At 66.8% G+C, this 17,042-nt stretch carries 16 protein-coding genes and 1 tRNA gene; 13 read left to right on the top strand and 4 right to left on the bottom strand.

What is annotated here, in order from left to right; all coding sequences use genetic code 11:
- Nucleotides 1-117: 117 nt before the first annotated feature.
- The 13 genes from CFB18_RS04545 to CFB18_RS04485 all read left to right on the top strand — a co-directional run bounded on the left by CFB18_RS04545 (nucleotide 118) and on the right by CFB18_RS04485 (nucleotide 14,474).
- The gene (locus CFB18_RS04545; RefSeq protein WP_088570618.1) at nucleotides 118-516 is read left to right on the top strand and encodes a hypothetical protein; all 399 of its coding nucleotides are present in this window, start codon (nucleotides 118-120) and stop codon (nucleotides 514-516) included.
- Between the two features lie 51 nt (nucleotides 517-567).
- Nucleotides 568-1,779 (top strand): 2,3-bisphosphoglycerate-independent phosphoglycerate mutase, encoded by a 1,212-nt coding sequence (locus tag CFB18_RS04540; protein WP_088570617.1) that lies wholly within the window; start codon nucleotides 568-570, stop codon nucleotides 1,777-1,779.
- A gap of 9 nt (nucleotides 1,780-1,788) precedes the next feature.
- On the top strand, nucleotides 1,789-2,679 hold the full coding sequence (locus CFB18_RS04535) for a M28 family peptidase (RefSeq protein WP_088570616.1): 891 nt from the start codon (nucleotides 1,789-1,791) through the stop codon (nucleotides 2,677-2,679).
- Nucleotides 2,680-3,049: 370 nt separating this feature from the next.
- Nucleotides 3,050-3,484, top strand: a complete 435-nt coding sequence (locus CFB18_RS04530; RefSeq protein ID WP_143597514.1) for a hypothetical protein — start codon at nucleotides 3,050-3,052, stop codon at nucleotides 3,482-3,484.
- A 277-nt stretch (nucleotides 3,485-3,761) separates the two neighbouring features.
- Entirely contained in the window at nucleotides 3,762-5,150 is a 1,389-nt protein-coding gene (locus CFB18_RS04525) for a hypothetical protein (RefSeq protein ID WP_088570614.1), read from the top strand.
- Nucleotides 5,151-5,153: 3 nt separating this feature from the next.
- Nucleotides 5,154-7,055, top strand: coding sequence for a hypothetical protein (locus tag CFB18_RS04520; protein ID WP_088570613.1), 1,902 nt, complete (start codon nucleotides 5,154-5,156; stop codon nucleotides 7,053-7,055).
- 262 nt (nucleotides 7,056-7,317) lie between these two features.
- The gene (locus tag CFB18_RS04515) at nucleotides 7,318-8,313 is read left to right on the top strand and encodes an LLM class flavin-dependent oxidoreductase (RefSeq protein WP_200808076.1); all 996 of its coding nucleotides are present in this window, start codon (nucleotides 7,318-7,320) and stop codon (nucleotides 8,311-8,313) included.
- Between the two features lie 9 nt (nucleotides 8,314-8,322).
- A complete protein-coding gene (locus tag CFB18_RS04510) occupies nucleotides 8,323-8,799 on the top strand; it encodes a PaaI family thioesterase (protein ID WP_088570611.1) in 477 nt (158 codons plus the stop codon).
- A 23-nt stretch (nucleotides 8,800-8,822) separates the two neighbouring features.
- A complete protein-coding gene (locus tag CFB18_RS04505) occupies nucleotides 8,823-9,704 on the top strand; it encodes an FAD binding domain-containing protein (protein WP_159461575.1) in 882 nt (293 codons plus the stop codon).
- A gap of 523 nt (nucleotides 9,705-10,227) precedes the next feature.
- The gene (locus CFB18_RS04500) at nucleotides 10,228-12,432 is read left to right on the top strand and encodes a RelA/SpoT family protein (protein WP_088570609.1); all 2,205 of its coding nucleotides are present in this window, start codon (nucleotides 10,228-10,230) and stop codon (nucleotides 12,430-12,432) included.
- A 64-nt stretch (nucleotides 12,433-12,496) separates the two neighbouring features.
- Nucleotides 12,497-12,570, top strand: a tRNA-Glu gene (locus CFB18_RS04495).
- A gap of 99 nt (nucleotides 12,571-12,669) precedes the next feature.
- The gene (locus CFB18_RS04490; protein ID WP_088570608.1) at nucleotides 12,670-13,689 is read left to right on the top strand and encodes a polysaccharide deacetylase family protein; all 1,020 of its coding nucleotides are present in this window, start codon (nucleotides 12,670-12,672) and stop codon (nucleotides 13,687-13,689) included.
- Nucleotides 13,690-13,700: 11 nt separating this feature from the next.
- A complete protein-coding gene (locus tag CFB18_RS04485) occupies nucleotides 13,701-14,474 on the top strand; it encodes a pseudouridine synthase (protein ID WP_088570607.1) in 774 nt (257 codons plus the stop codon).
- Between the two features lie 18 nt (nucleotides 14,475-14,492).
- On the opposite strand, the gene CFB18_RS04480 is transcribed toward CFB18_RS04485, so the two are convergent.
- From CFB18_RS04480 to CFB18_RS04465, 4 genes are all read right to left on the bottom strand, one after another.
- The gene (locus CFB18_RS04480) at nucleotides 14,493-14,801 is read right to left on the bottom strand and encodes a DUF2442 domain-containing protein (protein WP_088570606.1); all 309 of its coding nucleotides are present in this window, start codon (nucleotides 14,799-14,801) and stop codon (nucleotides 14,493-14,495) included.
- Complete coding sequence (locus CFB18_RS16480) at nucleotides 14,767-15,024, bottom strand: DUF4160 domain-containing protein (protein ID WP_088570605.1); 258 nt, start codon at nucleotides 15,022-15,024, stop codon at nucleotides 14,767-14,769. Before CFB18_RS16480 ends, CFB18_RS04480 begins: the two co-directional genes overlap by 35 nt.
- A gap of 33 nt (nucleotides 15,025-15,057) precedes the next feature.
- The gene (gene rpsL, locus CFB18_RS04470; protein ID WP_088570604.1) at nucleotides 15,058-15,495 is read right to left on the bottom strand and encodes a 30S ribosomal protein S12; all 438 of its coding nucleotides are present in this window, start codon (nucleotides 15,493-15,495) and stop codon (nucleotides 15,058-15,060) included.
- An 81-nt stretch (nucleotides 15,496-15,576) separates the two neighbouring features.
- The gene (locus tag CFB18_RS04465) at nucleotides 15,577-16,848 is read right to left on the bottom strand and encodes an MFS transporter (protein WP_159461574.1); all 1,272 of its coding nucleotides are present in this window, start codon (nucleotides 16,846-16,848) and stop codon (nucleotides 15,577-15,579) included.
- Between the last annotated feature and the right edge of the window lie 194 nt (nucleotides 16,849-17,042).

The raw sequence follows: 17,042 nt of genomic DNA, 5'->3' as shown, positions 1-17,042 counted from the left end.
CTGGAATATGCGCCTCATGCGGGCGACCCGCCGGATCGCCCCTACCCGATTGGACACGGGCCCATGGCCTCGCTAAGATGAAGGCTCAGAGATCCTGGAGATCCCGGAGGTTCCATGATGCCACGGCAACGGATGCGATGGCCGCTGGCCCTGGCCCTGGCGGCCGCCGGTCTCGGGCTGATCGGCGGGCTGGCCTGGGCACTGCGGCCACGGGCGGAGGCGGAGACCGCTGCGCTGGCCCGTCGGTCGCTGCGGGAGGCGACCCACCAGCTGGATCTATTCCTGCAGACGTATCCGACTGCCCCCGGCGAGGCTCGGGGAGCGCTGCAACGGGCCCGCTCCGCTTTCGATCAGGCCGCCGGGCACCTGTCCCTCACCCGCCCGGCGGAGGTGCGACAGGGGCGAGCGGATTTCGAACAGCTCCAGGCGCTGACGGCCGCTGAGGCGCCGCCGGAAACGGTGCTCCCGCTGGCCCGCAGGCTGCGAGAGCGGATCCAGGCGCTGCAAGGGGAATGAGCGGTGCCCCTATTCCCGGAATCGTTACCCTGAAGCACGGAGGAAGTTCCCATGGCGGACCTCTCTCTCATCGCGGAGCTGGCGACCGAGGGGACGACGAAGATCGTCCTGCTGGTGATGGACGGGCTGGGCGGGATGCCGGTGGAACCGGGCGGGCCTACGGAGCTGGAGGCCGCCCGCACGCCGAACATGGACCGCCTCGCCGCGGAAGGGACGCTGGGGCTGCACATCCCGATACGGCCGGGGTTGGCCCCGGGGAGCGGCTACGCCCATCTCGCCCTCTTCGGCTACGATCCGCTGATCTATCCGGTGGGCCGGGGTGTGTTGGAGGCCGTCGGGATCGGCTTCCCCCTGGAACCTCACGACATCGCCGCGCGGGGCAACTTCGTCACCGTCGATGCGGAGGGCCGCATCGTCGACCGGCGGGCCGGCCGGATCCCCACCGAGGTGAACGCCCGCCTGGTGGAGCGGCTGCGGACCATCCGGCTGGAGGGCGTGGAGGTGCGCATCGAGCCGGTCAAGGAGCACCGCTTCGTCCTGGTCCTGCGCGGAGAAGGGCTCTCCCCGGCCCTCACGGAGACGGACCCCGGCAAAACCGGCGTGCCGCCCCTGCCGGTCCGCGCCCTCCAGCCCGAGGCCGAGCGCACCGCCGCCCTGGTCAACCGGTGGATCGAGCAGGCGCGGGCGCTGCTGGCCGATGCCCACCCGGCGAACATGGTCACCCTGCGAGGATTTGACCGTCCGCCGCGCCTTCCTTCCGTTTCGGAAGTGTACAAACTCCGGGCCGCCGCTATCGCCGCTTACCCGATGTATCGTGGGGTCGCCCGCCTGGTAGGGATGGAGGTCCTGGAGGTCCATGGAGAGAGCCCGGAGGCGCTCTTCCGGGAGGCCGTCGCCCGGTGGGACGATTTTGATTTCTTCTTCATCCACATCAAGCCCACCGACAGCCGGGGGGAAGATGGCGACTTCGCCGCCAAGGTCCGGGTCATCGAAGCGGTGGACGCCGCGCTTCCCATCCTGCTGGAGCGCGGCCCGGACGTCCTGGTGATCACGGGGGATCATTCCACCCCGGCGGCCCTGCGCACCCACACCTGGCATCCGGTGCCGGTGCTGCTGTGGGCGCCGCGGACGGCGCGGCCGGATGGGGCCCCGGGCTTCGGGGAGCGGGCGTGCCGGACCGGCGGGCTGGGGATCTTCATGGCCACGGATCTGATGCCGCTGATCCTCGCCCACGCCGGGCGCCTGAGCCGCCTGGGCGCGTGAGGGAAGAGGATGCTTCGGGGATCCTCACCCCGGCTCGGGCTGCTGATCCTGCTCCTGATCGGGGCCTGCCGTCCTTCCGCTCCGGCCGGGGGGCGGACCTTCGACGGCCGGGAGGCCTTCCGCCACGTGCAGGCCCAGCTGGCCCTGGGTCCCCGCTATCCCGGAAGCCCGGGATGGGAAGCCGTGCAGCGCTACATTGAGGAACACGTAACCCGAGAGGGCTGGGCCTTCGAGGTTCAGCCTTTCGCCGCTGCGGGGCTCTCCGGCCGCAACCTGATCGCCCGGGCCGGTCGAGGGCCGGTCCTCGTGATCGGGGCCCACTACGACACCCGACGCCGGGCGGATCGGGATCCCGAGCGTCCCGATGATCCGGTGCCCGGGGCCAACGATGGAGCTAGCGGGGTGGCCGTGCTCCTGGAGCTGGCCCGCGTCTTGGACCGCTCTCGCCTGCGCTATGAGGTGTGGCTGGTCTTCTTCGATGCCGAGGACCAGGGAGGCCTGGAGGGTCTCCCCTGGATCCTCGGCTCCACCCACTTCGCCGCCACCATGGCGGTGACCCCCACGGCGATGATCCTGGTGGACATGGTCGGGGATGCGGATCCCCAGTTCTATTACGAACAGCACTCGGATCCCGCCCTGCGGGAGCAGCTATGGCGGATCGCGGCCGAGCTGGGCTACGGGGCCTGGTTCATCCCCGAGCCCCGCTGGGCGCTGATCGACGATCATCTCCCCTTCCTGCAGCGAGGCATCCCCGCCGTGGACATCATCGACTTCGACTACCCGGCCTGGCACACCACGGCGGACACCCTGGATCGGATCTCCCCGGCTACCCTGGAAGCGGTCGGCCGCGTGATCGAGCGGTTCGTCGAACGCGAACCGGACGAGCTGGAGGCCCCCTGAAACCTCCGCGCCTGCTTTCTGGGAGCCCTGAAAACTTGACCGTCGGGAAAGCGAACGATAATCTTAGGCTGCCCAAAGAGTTAGGGGGGGCTCAACGGATCGATGGGATCGGCTTGTGGGCACCCTCGCGACTCCGCGCAGCGCTCCGGACCCTCTTTCCCAACCTCCGTCCGCTCTGCAACGTGGAGGAGCTGGACACCTGCTCCGAGGCCCTTCCCCTGCTACTAACCGGCGAGGGGGTTGCCCCTCCGGGTGGCTTCTTGCCGCCTTCTTGCGAGAACGAAACCCATATCGGCCCATAGCTCTATTGGAGAGCCGATGCACCCCTCTCTCTATTTGGATCGCCTGGGAGATCGGTCTGAGCGGCATCTTGGATCTCATCCAAACCCCGGAAGAATGGGCGGAGACCCTTTCCCGTCTGGCCCACGGCCAAGTGGCTTGGCCCTCAGAGCTCGTGGATCAAGCCATTGCTTTCGAGCGCGCTCTCGGTGGACGGCTGCGTCGCCTCTCCGCCCGGGACTGGCGCCGCTGGCGGGATCTGGCCGCCGGGCTTCCCCTCAAGGCCCTGGCGGCCCGCTGGGGTCTCTCCCTTGCTGGCGTGAGCCGTTATCTCCACCGCCTCGCCGAGCGTCTGGGGGCACCAAGCCCAATGGACTTACGCTCCTGGGGCTTTGCCATCGGGATCTGGGTGGGCTCTCCCAGCGCCCCCCGACTGGCACCCCCTCTTCAGGCTTGGCGACTCCTTCGCACCATCGCAGATCCGCCCGCTGTCAAAAATCGGAACACCCACATGTCAAAAACATGAACACTCCGAGCTGGACACAGCCCCCCAAACTCTCTATGATTGGACTCAGAAAGCTCCTCCCCAAACCTGCTATTCGGAGGAAACAATATATGAACAACCGGAAACGCGGGATGCTCCGATGGCTCCTGCTCGGCGCGCTGGGCAGCCTGGCCCTGACCCAGGCCCAGACCTCAGACCCCCCCTCACCTAGCAAACCTGTAGCGCATGCCCCTGTAGCGCATGCCCGGAGCCGCCCGAAATCGCCTTCTCAGGCGCCCCCCTCTGGCGAGGGACCGCCGTGACCAATACCCTGCACCTGGGACGCCCTCAGGTTCCAGAAAGGGCCAGCCAGAACACCAGCATCCACGGAGCCTCCCTCCCCCTGCCCCCCGCCTGGGGCTATCGGGTGGCGTTCACCTTCACCCTCGCCACCTGGGATTCTTATAACGCCCCCGGAACGCCCAATCCCCCTTACAACGGTGGAACCGGTTACTGGGATTCGTTCTCCGTGAGCCTCTCCAACGCCCCTTACTGGGCTCTCCCGCTCTCCGATCCCCTGGGAGACACCGATCCCCTGCGCCTGGGCTTCCTGTGGGGCGGCACCTCCTACGGAGATGGCTTCCTGGAAACCCGGATGGGAAGCGAGCAGGTGTTCCTGGAGGCCAGGCCCTGGGCTCCCAACTTCCTCAATGTGGTGCTGGACACCGCCACCCTGCCCGCGGCCAATCACAACTATCCCTCCTGGGGCACCGTTCGCCTTCAGTGGATCGATCCCCTCACCACCCTCTCCCGCTATGTGGCGCGAAAAGATCAGCTCTCCCCCGAAACCTTCCGGGCCTGGGGCTGCGCCCGAGGAGAATCCCTCCCCCCGTGGGGCTGGGGCACCGTCATCCTGGACTTCGGATATCCCCGGATGCAGAATGGAGAATATGGAGCAGAAACCCTCGTTGATTTCACTTTTGTTTCCACTACGACCATCGTCACTCTGACCCGAAGCTTTCTGGATGGCTTTGCGGAGTGCAATGGAACCGCCCGGCTTTATCTGGCTTTGGGCGTTAACAATGCCAGCAAGGCCGTGACCCGGGCGCACGGGCGAGCGTGGGCGCAGATGATCAACCGGCTTAACCAGGACGTCTGGGATAACCCCCACTGGCTGGGGCGCTTCTGGGCCCTGGGCGCCATCGATGCGGAGCCAGGCTGGAACACCGCCCAGGCCACCCGGGAGTGGGTGGAGGGCTATACCGAGGTCGCCGACCTCCTCGACCTCGGCTCCTACCTGCTCAACTTCGGCTCCTGCGATGGCTGCCCGTTCCGGGGATGCCCTTCCTGTCAGCCTTTCAATGGGTGGACCCTGGAGGACCTCTGGTATATCTCCTGGGGCGCAGAGGCAGCGGAGCCGTTCCCTGAAATTTACCTCACAAATGGAGTGAACGCAGAACAATGGTTCCACGTCGCCCGCTACGGCCTGGAAACCCATCAACGCGTGATGATCTTCACCGGTGTGCTGACCACCTGGACCGCCTGCCAGGAGACAAGGGATGAACAATGTCAAACCACGGAAAGGCGGGCGGGCATCGATAACCAGCCCATGGAAGGTTACCTGCAGATGCATCGGATCCTGTCATCCCATCCCATCCTGTCGCAAGCCTACCCTCGCTTTTCATCAGACATCTCGTGGGAGAGGTGAGCGATGGCGCGTTCTCCCTTCCCCAAACGGCGATGGCTTCTTCCCCTCCTCCAGGGAAGCTTGCTCCTCATGCTGGGGATCGGACTGTGGGCGCTCCTGACCCAGCCCCCTCACCTCAGGCGCACCGGCCCTGCCCAGAGCGTCCAGGAACCCACCCTCCATCCAGCGGACGCCACCAAGGTCTTCCCCCTCACCCGCCTGGCTGCCACCAAAACCGCTATTCCCTTCTGGCTCTATCCCTCCCCCACCCCTGTCTGGCGGCCCACCCCCGGCCCCAGCCCCACGCCGGCTTATTCTTTCCGTGTCTTCGGCACCCCTCTGGGCGAGGGCTTCCTCCACCTCACCGACCTCCCCATCGCCATGCTCGCCGGCGGCTGGCCCGAGAATGAATGGATCACCGTCTCCCCCGAGAGCCGCCGCCAAACCATCGTCTTCGCCGGATCCGAAATGGAACGGGATCCTCTTACAACCACTCGTCTCCCCTCCCCCCAGGGCCAGCTCCACCTCGTGGTCACCGTCTACGACCCCTCCCAACCTGAGAGCGTCTATGGCGGGACCCTCGTGGAAGCGGTCACTTACCCCACCCCCCGGGCGGTGGGGCCTGTCTTCATCGTCGATGTGGAAAACTCTATCCTCATCCTCCAACCCATCACCACCCCCAACCCCTACACCGACCCTGGCCATCCGGTGGAGGATCGCTTCTACTTCGACCTCGCCACCCGCCGCTTCCTCGACTGCCTCCCCCGCGACGACTTCAACCGCCCCGACGGCCCCCTCGGCCCCCACTGGTCCGGCCTCACCAGCCCCACCCACCTGGCCCTCGAACACGGCACCCTCACCGCCCGCCAGGGCGGCTGGGCCTTCTGGAACCCCCACGGCACCGCCGACCCCCTCCCCGCCAACCAGGAAGCCTGCCTCACCCTCGCCCGCCTCGACCCCAGCGCCTCCGTCCACCTCCTCCTCAAATCCCAAAGCCCCCACTGGACCGGCGCCGGCACCCTCGCCCTCCACCTCAACCTCCAAACCCGCCAACTCCGCGTCGAATCCTTCCACCCCCAAACCGGATGGGTCGAACACGCCGCCTGGCCCCTCTCCCCCCAACCCGGCGATCGCCTCCGCGCCCGCGCCTGGGCCGACGGCTCCCTCGAAGTCTTCCACAACGACCAGCGCCTCGGCCGCGTCCCCACCACCCCCTTCTTCATCGGCCGCGGCGGCTGGATCGGCCTCGAGCTCGCCAACGCCGCCATCGATGACTTCGGCGGCGGCTGGGGCCACCATCCCCTCCTCCGGGATGCTTCCCACTGGCCCTGCGAGGAGCCCGACCAGCCCCTTCTCTTCTGCCAGACCGATGATTTTGAGGGAGAAGAAGGGACCTTTGTGGGACCGGCCTGGACCGAGCGGGCAGGGGATTGGGGCCGCCAGAACGGCGCCCTCCTCCCCCTCACCCCCGGCGGGGAACACCTCCTCACCTTCAACGGCTGGCGCCTCCAGGACGGACGGGTGGAAGCCCGCCTCCGCCTGGAAGGATCCACCGGCACCCTGGGCCTGGGCATCCGCCTCGGCGGCTACGGCGAAGCGGGCCGGCCCACCCGCGGCTACCTGGCCGAGGTCAGCCCCGAGGGCGCCGTCCAGCTGTGGCGGGTGAGCGATTGGACCCTCCTGGGCCAGACGGCCCTGCCCGGCTTCACCCCCGGCGCCTGGCTCACCCTGGAGGTGGAAGCCGTGGGAACCACCATGACGGTGACCGTGGGCGGGCAGCCCGTGCTCCAGGCTCAGGATGACACCTTCGCAGAAGGAGAGGTGGGAATCTGGTCCTATGAACCCCCCGCCCCCACCGCCCACGCCGTGGATGCCTTCTCCTTCTTCCCACGCCAGGTCGCGGTCGAATTCCCCCTCACACCCTGAGGCCCGGCTTCTCTTCGACTATGGATGCCTTAGGGAAATTCTTCGCCTGAGTGGTGCCATCCATGGCCTCGCCCGGCCGGGGGTGAATCGGCCCATGCGCCACCCATCGCGCCCGGCCTTGCCGACCCGGAGCGCGATCCATCTCTCTGCCCTCCCCTTCCTCCGTTCGAACCCCGAAACCTATATGGGGAGCGACGCCCATCCCGGCAAACGCCCAGCCTTCCGGTTAAAATGGGGGAAAACACCTCGCATGGAGGCGCCCATGCCGGAGCGCGTCGCCCTTTACCTCCAGGACGCCCACGATCTGCGGGAGGCCATGCGTTACGTGCAATACGCGGAGCAGCGCGGCTTCGAGGCCGTCTGGCAGGCGGAATCCCGGCTGGTCCGCGACGCCATCGTCCCCATGGCCGCCTACGCCGCCGTCACCGAACGGATCAAGGTGGCCTCGGGGGTGATCAACAACTGGACCCGCAACCCGGCCCTGATCGCCGCCACCTTCCTCACCCTGGACGACCTCGCCCCCAACCGCATTATCCTCGGCATCGGCGCCTGGTGGGATCCCCTGGCCTCCAAGGTCGGCATCAAACGGGAGAAGCCCCTCAAGGCCATGCGCGAGGTGGTCACCGCGGTGCGCGACCTCCTGGCCATGAAACGCGTGACCTTCCACGGCGAGTTCGTCCACCTGACCGATGTGGAGCTGGATGTGGTGTATGGGCGCCGGGAGCCCCGCAATGTCCCCATCTACATCGGGGCCACCGGCATGCAGATGATGGAGCTGGCCGGCGAGATCGCCGACGGCGTGCTGCTCAACTACCTGGTCTCCCCGAAATACAACGAGCTGGCCCTCCATCACCTGGAGATCGGGGCGAAGCGGGCCGGCCGCCGCCTCGAGGACATCGACCGCCCGCAGCTGGTGGTGTGCTCCGTCGACCACGACCGCAAGAAAGCGCTGGACAGCGCCCGCAAGCTGGTGACCCAGTATCTGGGCCAGCAGCCCCACATCATGAAGGCCAGCGGGGTGCCCCAGGAGCTGCTGGACGAGATCGGGCGCGTCCTCACCTGGCCGGCCACCCCGGAGCAAATCGAGCGGGCCATGGAGTTGGTCCCCGACGATATCGTCCAGCTGATCACCGCCAGCGGGTCGCCGGAGGAGGTCCGCCGCAAGGTGGACGAATATCGCGCCGCCGGGTGCACCTGCCCGGTCCTCTACCCGCTGGGGGACGTGAAGCTGATGATCGACATCTTCGCCCAGGCGTAAGGGGCACCGATGCGCGCATCTCTCCAGCCGAACTCCCGGATGTGTTTCGTCTGCGGGATGCAGAACCCGGTCGGCCTGAAGGTGCGCTTCTATGAGGAGGGGGCCGATGGGGTGCGGGCGGAGGTGGTGATCCCCGAGGTCTACCAGGGGTATCCAGGGGTGGCCCACGGTGGCATCGTGGCCGCCCTGCTGGATGAGGCAGCCGGCCGGGCGTTGATGATCGGGGACCCTATGCGCTTCATGGTGACCGCCCAGCTCCGGGTGCGCTATCATCGCCCGGTCCCCATGGGGCAGCCTCTGGTCCTCACCGCCCGCCCCCTCCGCATCGGATCCCGCGTCGCCCGGGCGCAGGCGACGCTGCATCTGCACGATGGCACCCTGTGCGCGGAAGCCGAGGCGATCCTGATCCGGGTTCCGGCGGAAATCCAGGCGGCCTTCGAGGCCGAACGGCCTTTCTGGCGGGTGTATCCGGAGGAGAGCGGATGAGAACCCCGGCGAGGGAGGTGCAGATGACGCTGCTGAACTTGCGGGAATATCATCGCCCGAAGACCCTGGCGGAGGCCCTGGCGTTGCTGCGACGCCCCGGCATCCAGACAGTGCCCATCGGCGGGGGTACCCAGATCCTGGCGGAGGGATCCCGGGAGGTGGAGGCGGTGGTGGATCTCCAGGATCTGAGCCTGTCCTTCGTTCGGCAGGAAGGGATGACGCTGCGCATCGGGGCGACCACCCCGCTGCAGACCCTGGTGGAAGCGCCCGAGACTGCGTCCTTCGGCGGGGGCATCCTCGCCCTGGCCGCCCGGGAGACCGCGCCTCTTCCGCTACGGAACCAGCGCACGATCGGCGGGGCCGTGGTCGGCGCCTCCCCGGAGCAACCTCTGGCAACGGTGTTGCTGGCCCTGGACGCCGAGCTGGTGGTGTTCACGGAGCCGGAGGCCCCGCGGGCGCTGCGCATGGAGGCCTTTTACGATTACCGGGAGGCCCTCCGGCGCCAGGGGATGATCGTCGCGGAGGTCCGGATCCCCCTCTCCGCTGCCCCTATGGGCGCTGCTTTCCACAAGGTCGCTCGCACGCCCGCCGATGCCCCCATCGTAGGGGTCGCTGTCCGGTTGTTCCGGGGGGTGGATGGCGCCTGCTATGGGGTGCGGATCGCCGCGGGAGGTGTTGCGCCGCGGCCGATGCGCCTGATCGAGGCCGAGCAGGTCCTGGAGGGGCAGCCCCCGGATCCGGAGCGTTTCGCCACGGCCGCAGAGAAAGCCCGGGCCCGGGTGAACCCGCCCGGGGACTTCCGGGGCTCTCCCGAATACCGGCGGGAGATGGTGGCGGTGCTGCTCCGCCGCGCCCTGACCGAGGCCGCTGCCCAGGCGGGCTGGACGGAGATCCCATCCTCATGAAAGACCAGTCCATCCTCCGTAGGAGCGGCTTTCGCCGCGACCGCTCCCCTGGCAAGCCGAAATTCATTTCGGCTATGAACTCCGGCTTTCGTGGCCTCACGAATACCGAACGTTCGGAGCTGAAGCCCCTCACGAAGATCGCTCCACAGGAGCGGCTTTCGCCGCGACTCTTGAGTCATCCAAAGCGGGGGTTCGGGATGGGAGCCCCTCCTGCAAAAACCGCCTTTCGCAGGAGCGGCTTTCGCCGCGACACCCCGTGGCTCGAAGACAGAGGAAGAGGAATAGGATCAAAGCCCTCCTTACCAGAAATTCATCCTGAGGAGACTTCGACAGGATTGAAGATCAGGAGGTTCGGAACGAAAGTCCCTCCTGCTCTCCTGTTTGCCCATTGCCTTGCCGTTTTCGCTTTGCCTCGCGGTCGGAAGCGGAGAAAAGCGAAAAAGCTCCGGGCAAAGGGTCCCCGTGGGTTCCCTTGCCGGATCCGTGCTAAAATTGGGGAAAGGGACGGAAAGGCGGTGGCGGCATGGTAGGGGTGCAGAACCCGACCACCCTGGAGTTCCTGCTGGAACAGATCCGCGATCCCCTCAGCCCTTCGGACCGTGCGCTGATCGAGCGCGCCTATGCGCTGGCGGAGCGGGCCCACAACTGCCAGACCCGCGCCTCCGGGGAACCCTATCTTTACCATTGCCTGGCGGTGGCAGGCATCCTGGCCGAGCTGCGGATGGACCCCCCGGTGATCGCGGCCGCCCTGCTCCACGATGTGGTCGAAGACACGGGGGTGACCCTGGAGGAGATCCGCCGCGAGTTTGGGGAGGAGGTCGCCCGCCTGGTCGATGGGGTCACCAAGCTGAAATACATCGACCGGCTGCGGGCCCAGCCGGAGGACGGGGAGGCCCGGCGCACGACGCGGGACGAGCAGAGCGCGGAGAACATCCGCAAGATCTTCTTCGCCATGGTCGAGGACCCCCGCGTGGTGCTGATCAAGCTGGCCGACCGCCTGCACAACATGCGCACCCTGGGGGCCCTGCCTCCGGAGAAGCAGAAGCGCATCGCCCGGGAGACTTTAGAGATCTACGCCCCCCTGGCCAACCGCCTGGGCATCTGGCAGCTGAAGTGGGAGCTGGAGGACCTGGCCTTCCGCTACCTGGAGCCGGAGAAATACCGGGAGATCGCCCGGGCCATCGACGAGCGCCGGGCAGAGCGGGAGCGCCACATCCAGCAAATCGTGGAGCGCATCCAGGCCCGCCTTGCCGAGGAGGGCATCCAGGCGGAGGTCACCGGCCGGGCCAAACACATCTACAGCATCTACCGCAAGATGCTCCGCAAGGGCGTCTCCTTCGATCAGGTCTATGACGTGCGGGCCGTGCGCATCATCGTGAACACCATCCCGGAATGCTATCAGGTCCTCGGCATCATCCACTCCATGTGGCGCCCCATCCCCAAGGAGTTCGATGATTACATCGCCAACCCCAAAGACAACTCCTACCGCAGCCTGCATACGGCGGTGATGCTGGAGGACGGCAAGACCCTCGAGGTGCAGATCCGCACCTGGGAGATGCACTGGGAGGCGGAATACGGCATCGCCGCCCACTGGCTCTACAAAGAGCAGGTCTCCAAACGGGACCTGGCCTTCGAGAAGAAGGTGGCATGGCTCCGCTCCCTCCTGGAGTGGCGAAACGAGGTCACCTCGGCGAAGGAGTTCGTCGAATCCCTTAAGACCGATGTCTTCGAGGATCGTATTTACGTCTTCACCCCGAAGGGAGACGTCATCGATCTGCCCCGGGGGAGCACACCCATCGACTTCGCCTATCACATCCACACCGAGCTGGGGCACCGCTGCCGCGGCGCCCGGGTGAACGGCCGGTGGGTCCCCCTCAATTACGTCCTCCAGATGGGCGATCAGGTGGAGATCATCCCGGCCAAGCAGGGTGGCCCCAGCCGCGACTGGCTGGATCCGGCCAAGGGCTACGTGAAGACCTCGCGGGCCCGTCAGAAGATCCGCCAGTGGTTCAAACAGCAGGGCCGGGCGGAGAACATCGTCCACGGGCGGGAGATCCTGGCCCAGGAGATCCGGCGCCTGGGGGTGCCCTTCTCGGTGGATGAGGCGGCGCGCCGGCTTTACGCCGAGTTCGGCTACAAGGAGCCGGAGGACCTGCTGGCGGCCATCGGCTGGGGCGACGTCTCCCCGGAGCAGCTGGCCCCGCGCCTGATCCGGATGGAGGAGGAACGGCGTCGGGAGGAGCAGCGGGCCGCCCCGGAGCCCCAGGCTCCCTCGGAGCGCTACGACGCCTCCCGGCCGGTGCTGGTGGAGAACAACCCCCAGGGTCTTCTGATGCAGCTGGCCCGTTGCTGCAATCCGGTGCCCGGAGATGAGGTGATCGGCTACATCACCCGCAATCGGGGGATTACCATCCACCGCCGGAGCTGCCCCAACATCCTGAACGTGCGCACGCCGGAGCGACTGATTGAGGTGCAGTTCCCCGCTGGGGAGAAGGGCTACCCGGTAGAGGTGGAGATCACCGCCATCGACCGCGTCGGCCTGCTCCACGAGATCAGCGGCGTCCTGAAGGACGAGCAGATCAACATCGCTCGCATCAGCGTGGACACCCGCAACGGCTTCGCCGTCTTCCAGGCCACCCTGGAGGTCCGCTCGGCGGCTCAGCTGCACCGCGCCCTGGCGCGGATCGAACAGATCCCCAACGTCCGCGAGGCCCACCGCCGACGGTGAGGCGGGAACACCTTCCCGGAGAGAGAGGCAGCCCCAAATTGTGGTATAATTGAGTGTGGAACGCGCCCCCGTCGTCTAGTGGCCTAGGACGCCGCCCTTTCAAGGCGGAGGTCAGGGGTTCGAATCCCCTCGGGGGCACCTGGCCCCGCATTCCCTCACCGGGGATGCGGGGATTTGTGTCCCGGCGGAACAACTGGATCCCGGATCCCCGAGGCAGAGCCCGGAGCACTGATTCCGATGTTCCCGAAACGGATCCCCTCCATGCGCCGGCGGCGCCCGCGGCCTCCGATCGCCGGGATCGCCCTCCCGGGCGGGTTGATCGTGCTCATCCTCCTGAGTATCCAACAGGCCCTGGCCCTCCCCTTCTGGGGAACGGCCCCTCAGACCTCTCCAACCCCCACCGGGACCCCGACCCCGGAGCGCGTCCTTTCCTCGACGCCGACCCTCCCTCCGCCGACCGCAACGCCCCTTCCCACCCGGATTCCAACCCCGACCGGGACGCCGACGCCGACCCCCTATCCGTTTTTCCAGGAGCCGCTGCCGCCTTCCGACGGAACCCCTCGCGCCCTGCGGGTTCCCATCCTGATGTATCACTACATCTCCGACCCGCCTCCGGGGGCGGACCGCCTGCGCCTGGATCTCTCCGTCCGGCCTTCTCAATTCGAAGCGCATCTGCAATACCTGCGTCAGGCCGGTTACGAGACGGTTTCCCTGAGCGACCTCATCTTCCATTTGACCCAGGGGAAGCCCCTGCCGCCGCGCCCCGTCGTGTTGACCTTCGATGACGGCTACCGGGATGCCTATGAGGAAGCCTTCCCTTTGCTGCAACGCTACGGCTTCCGAGGCACCTTCTTCGTGCTCACGGGGCGCGCGGATGAAGGGGATCCGCGCTATCTCTCCTGGGAGCAGATCCGCCGGATGAGCGAGGCCGGGATGGAGATCCAGCTCCATGGCCGGGAGCACATCCCGCTCAACGGGCGGGATGAGGCCTTCCTGTTCTACCACATCATCGGCGGCAAGCAATCCATCGAGGCCCATACCGGCCGGCCGGTGCGCTTCTTCGCCTATCCGTCCTCCGTTTACGATGAGACGTTGATCCGGTTCCTGGAGGGCTATCGGTTCTGGGGAGCGGTGACCACCGCCTACGGGGCCGATGAGCGTCTGGAGAACCGCTTCCTGTGGCCACGGATCCGTATACGAGGAACAGATGGGGTGCCCCAGCTGGCCGGGAAGCTCCAAGAATTCACCGGCCCATGAGGAAAGCCCCCATGCCCCAGGAGCGCCTGCAGAAGATCCTAGCGCGGGCCGGCCTGGGCTCCCGCCGGGAATGCGAGGAGATGATCCGACAAGGGCGGGTGACCGTGAACGGGATCCCCGCCCATCTGGGAATGCGCGCCGATCCGGAACGGGATGACATCCGGGTGGACGGACGGCCGGTGAAGATCCCGCCCCTGATGGGATTCGCCCTCTACAAGCCACGTGGGGTGCTCTCGGACCCCATGCCGGGCTCCTCTTCACCCAGCGTGTATGATCTGGTCCCCTCGGTGAGGCCCCTTTACGTGGTGGGACGGCTGGACGCGCGCAGCGAAGGGCTCATCCTCCTGATCAACGATGGGGAGCTCGCCCATCGCCTGACGCACCCGCGCTACGAGCACCCTAAGGTTTACCATGTGCTCGTGGAAGGACGACCGGAGACGGAAACCCTGGAGCGCTGGCGGCGCGGGATCTTCCTGGACGGCCGGCGGACCCGGCCGGCGAAGGTGCGGGTGATCCGTTACGAGGGGGCGCACACCTGGCTGGAGGTGGAGATGCGGGAGGGGAAGAAACGACAGATCCGGCGTATCGCCGCCCGCCTGGGCCATCCGGTGCGCCGCCTCATCCGCATCCGCATCGGATCGGTGACCCTGGGGCGGCTGAAGCCCGGCCAATGGCGTCCGCTCACCGAACAGGAGCTCCGACAGCTCCGATCTCTGAAGGCCGAGAAATCCCCTCGCTCCCGCCCGCGCCGGGCAGAGCAGAGGTCTGCGGCCCAAAAGGGATAAGCCCCTGTATCGAAGAGCTCAGGCCCGCTTCCTCCCTCGGGAGGCCAGCCACCGGGCCAGGGACGCCGGGCTCTCGGCGGAGGGCTTTCCCAGAAGCAAGCCCTCTACGCTCACATCCTCATCCAGATCCGGCCAGTGGATGCCATAGCCGGCCCCGGCGATCTCAAACCTCTGCCGCTCCTCCGGCGTCCCATGAACCAGGCGTGGATACCAGCTCAGAGGCACCATGAGGGTGCGGCCGTCCTCCAGATCCACAACCAAACTATCCTCGGTCACGCGGACGTGAAGAATTTTAGGAAGCACCAGAGTGGCCACCACAGAAGTCATCCCACCGCTCCCGCAGAAGATCCAAATCTTCCGTCAAAATTGATTCAATTTGCCGCAACTCAGCCCGACTATAGCCATAATTGACGGCCAGAATTACAACAGGATCGAGCCAAAACTTGGCACTTTTGTTTTCTCGATCTACATGGACATGGCGAGGCTCGTTACAATCGTGGGAGTAAATATAAACCCGATATGGCCCCTTTCTCAGCAGAGTCGGGCTCATTGTTGGTTATCATTTGAGACGATCGGATCGGAATCACTTCTTCTGGGCCTTCTGCTCCTTCGGACGCTTGGCGCCGTATTTGGATCGGCCCTGGCGCCGCTTCTCCACTCCCGCTGCGTCCAGGGCGCCGCGGATGATGTGGTAGCGCACCCCGGGCAGGTCCTTCACACGGCCCCCTCGCACCAGGACCACCGAGTGCTCCTGTAGGTTGTGGCCCTCGCCGGGGATGTAAGCCGTGACCTCCACGCCGCTGGTCAGGCGCACCCGGGCGATCTTCCGCAGGGCCGAGTTGGGCTTCTTGGGGGTCATGGTGCGCACCACCACGCACACCCCCCGGCGCTGGGGTGCGCCTTTCGGATCCCAGTAGCGCTCCCCGGTGAGGGAGTTATACACCCAGTGGAGCGCCGGCGACTTGCTTTTCCGAACCTTAGGCTTTCGCCCCTTGCGCACCAGCTGATTGAATGTCGGCATGCTCCCGGATCCCCCTTGTGTTTCCGATTGGATCTCGAGCCGAACAGACGCGTGTTATTTTACACAGCCGATCGCGGGCTGTCAATGCGAACGAATCCGAGCTGCTTGGATCGGGGGACGAGCCAGCAGCAGGCTTCCCAGGAAAAGCAGGCCGGCGAGGCTGTAGATCACATCATAGCCCATCAGCCCTCCGGTGCTCCGGTTGATGGCGTCGATGGCCGGGCCGCTCAAGCGGGCGATGGCGCTGCCGAGGGCGGTGGCCATGTTCCCCAGCCCGAGGTAGCGCGCGGATTCCTCGGGGGGAACGATGCGGGTGATCCAGGTCCAGCTGGCGGCCACAAACAGCGCGACCCCGATCCCGATCACCAGGGAGGCCGCCACCAGGGCGGGCAGCTCCGGCCGCCCCACCAGTCGGGAGACCGCCAGGAACCCGAAGGTGCCCAAGCCTGCCAGGACCCCTGCCCCGCGCAACAGCGGCCGCGTCCCCCAGCGGTCCGCCAGGGCCCCCGCTGGCACCATTAGGAGCAGGATCATCGCCCCCAGGATCGCCGAGAGGGTCCCGTTCAGGGATTGGGCCTGCTCCATCGTCAGGCCCATGGTGTCGCGAAGGAAAAAGATCAGGAAGGTGCGCAGCGTCAGCAGCGCCCACCAGAAGACCAGGCGATGGGCCAGCCAGAAGGCGAAAGTGGGTGCCCGGCTCCAATCCACCTGATAGATCCAGGTGGGACGACGGGAGGGCGGCTCCGCCAGGGCCTGGGAGGGCACTGTGACGGCGGTGATCAGGCCTACCACCAGATAAACCCCCAGCAACACCGGATACGGCCCCCAGATCTGGCCGCGCCCCAGGAAATATCCGGCGACTAAGGGGCCGATCACCACCGCCGGGATCTCCATGAACCCCTTGATCCCGGAGGCCCGCCCTCGCCGATCCTCGGGCACGTGATCGGGAATCAACCCTTGATAGGCAGCCTGCACCATGTTCGAGAACGTCTGCACCAGCAGCAGGGCCAGGATCAGCATGGGCACCGAGGGGGCGGCCACCAAGAGGGCGAGGGCCAAGGCAAGGAGAAGGCTTCCGAGCCAGAGGAAAGGCTTCCGGCGACCCCAGGGGCTCCGGAGCTGATCGCTCCAGGCACCGAAGATCGGCTGGACCAGCGCGGCCCACACCAGGCCGATGAAGGCGACGCTCCCCAGCAGGGTGTTCTGCCAGCCCGGGCCGGCCAGCTGGTGGGCCTTCTGGCTCAGCCACGGCGGGTCCACAACGTTCGAAGTCATAGTCAGGGCGAGCCCATAGAGGCTCAGGACGATCCACTGCGGCCACGTCGTCGCGGCGCCGCGCGGGGTGGCGATCATCGAGGCCTCCAGAGATCCCAAAGGTGTGGCTCCGGCCGCCACGCAGGGCGGGGAGCGGTGCATCTCCATTTTACGGCTTCCCGCCGCAGGCGGAGAGATGCCCCCGAGCGGATCGTCGGGAGGAACGCGGCTCATCCGACGCCGAGGGACCCGCCTTATCATGAGCGCGGCAGGTTAGGATCACGACTGCGGGA

It is taken from the genome of Thermoflexus hugenholtzii JAD2 (assembly GCF_900187885.1).
Lineage (GTDB): Bacteria > Chloroflexota > Anaerolineae > Thermoflexales > Thermoflexaceae > Thermoflexus > Thermoflexus hugenholtzii.
The sequence above is the reverse complement of the archived record's forward strand: the minus strand, read 5'-3'. Positions and strand labels throughout refer to the sequence as shown.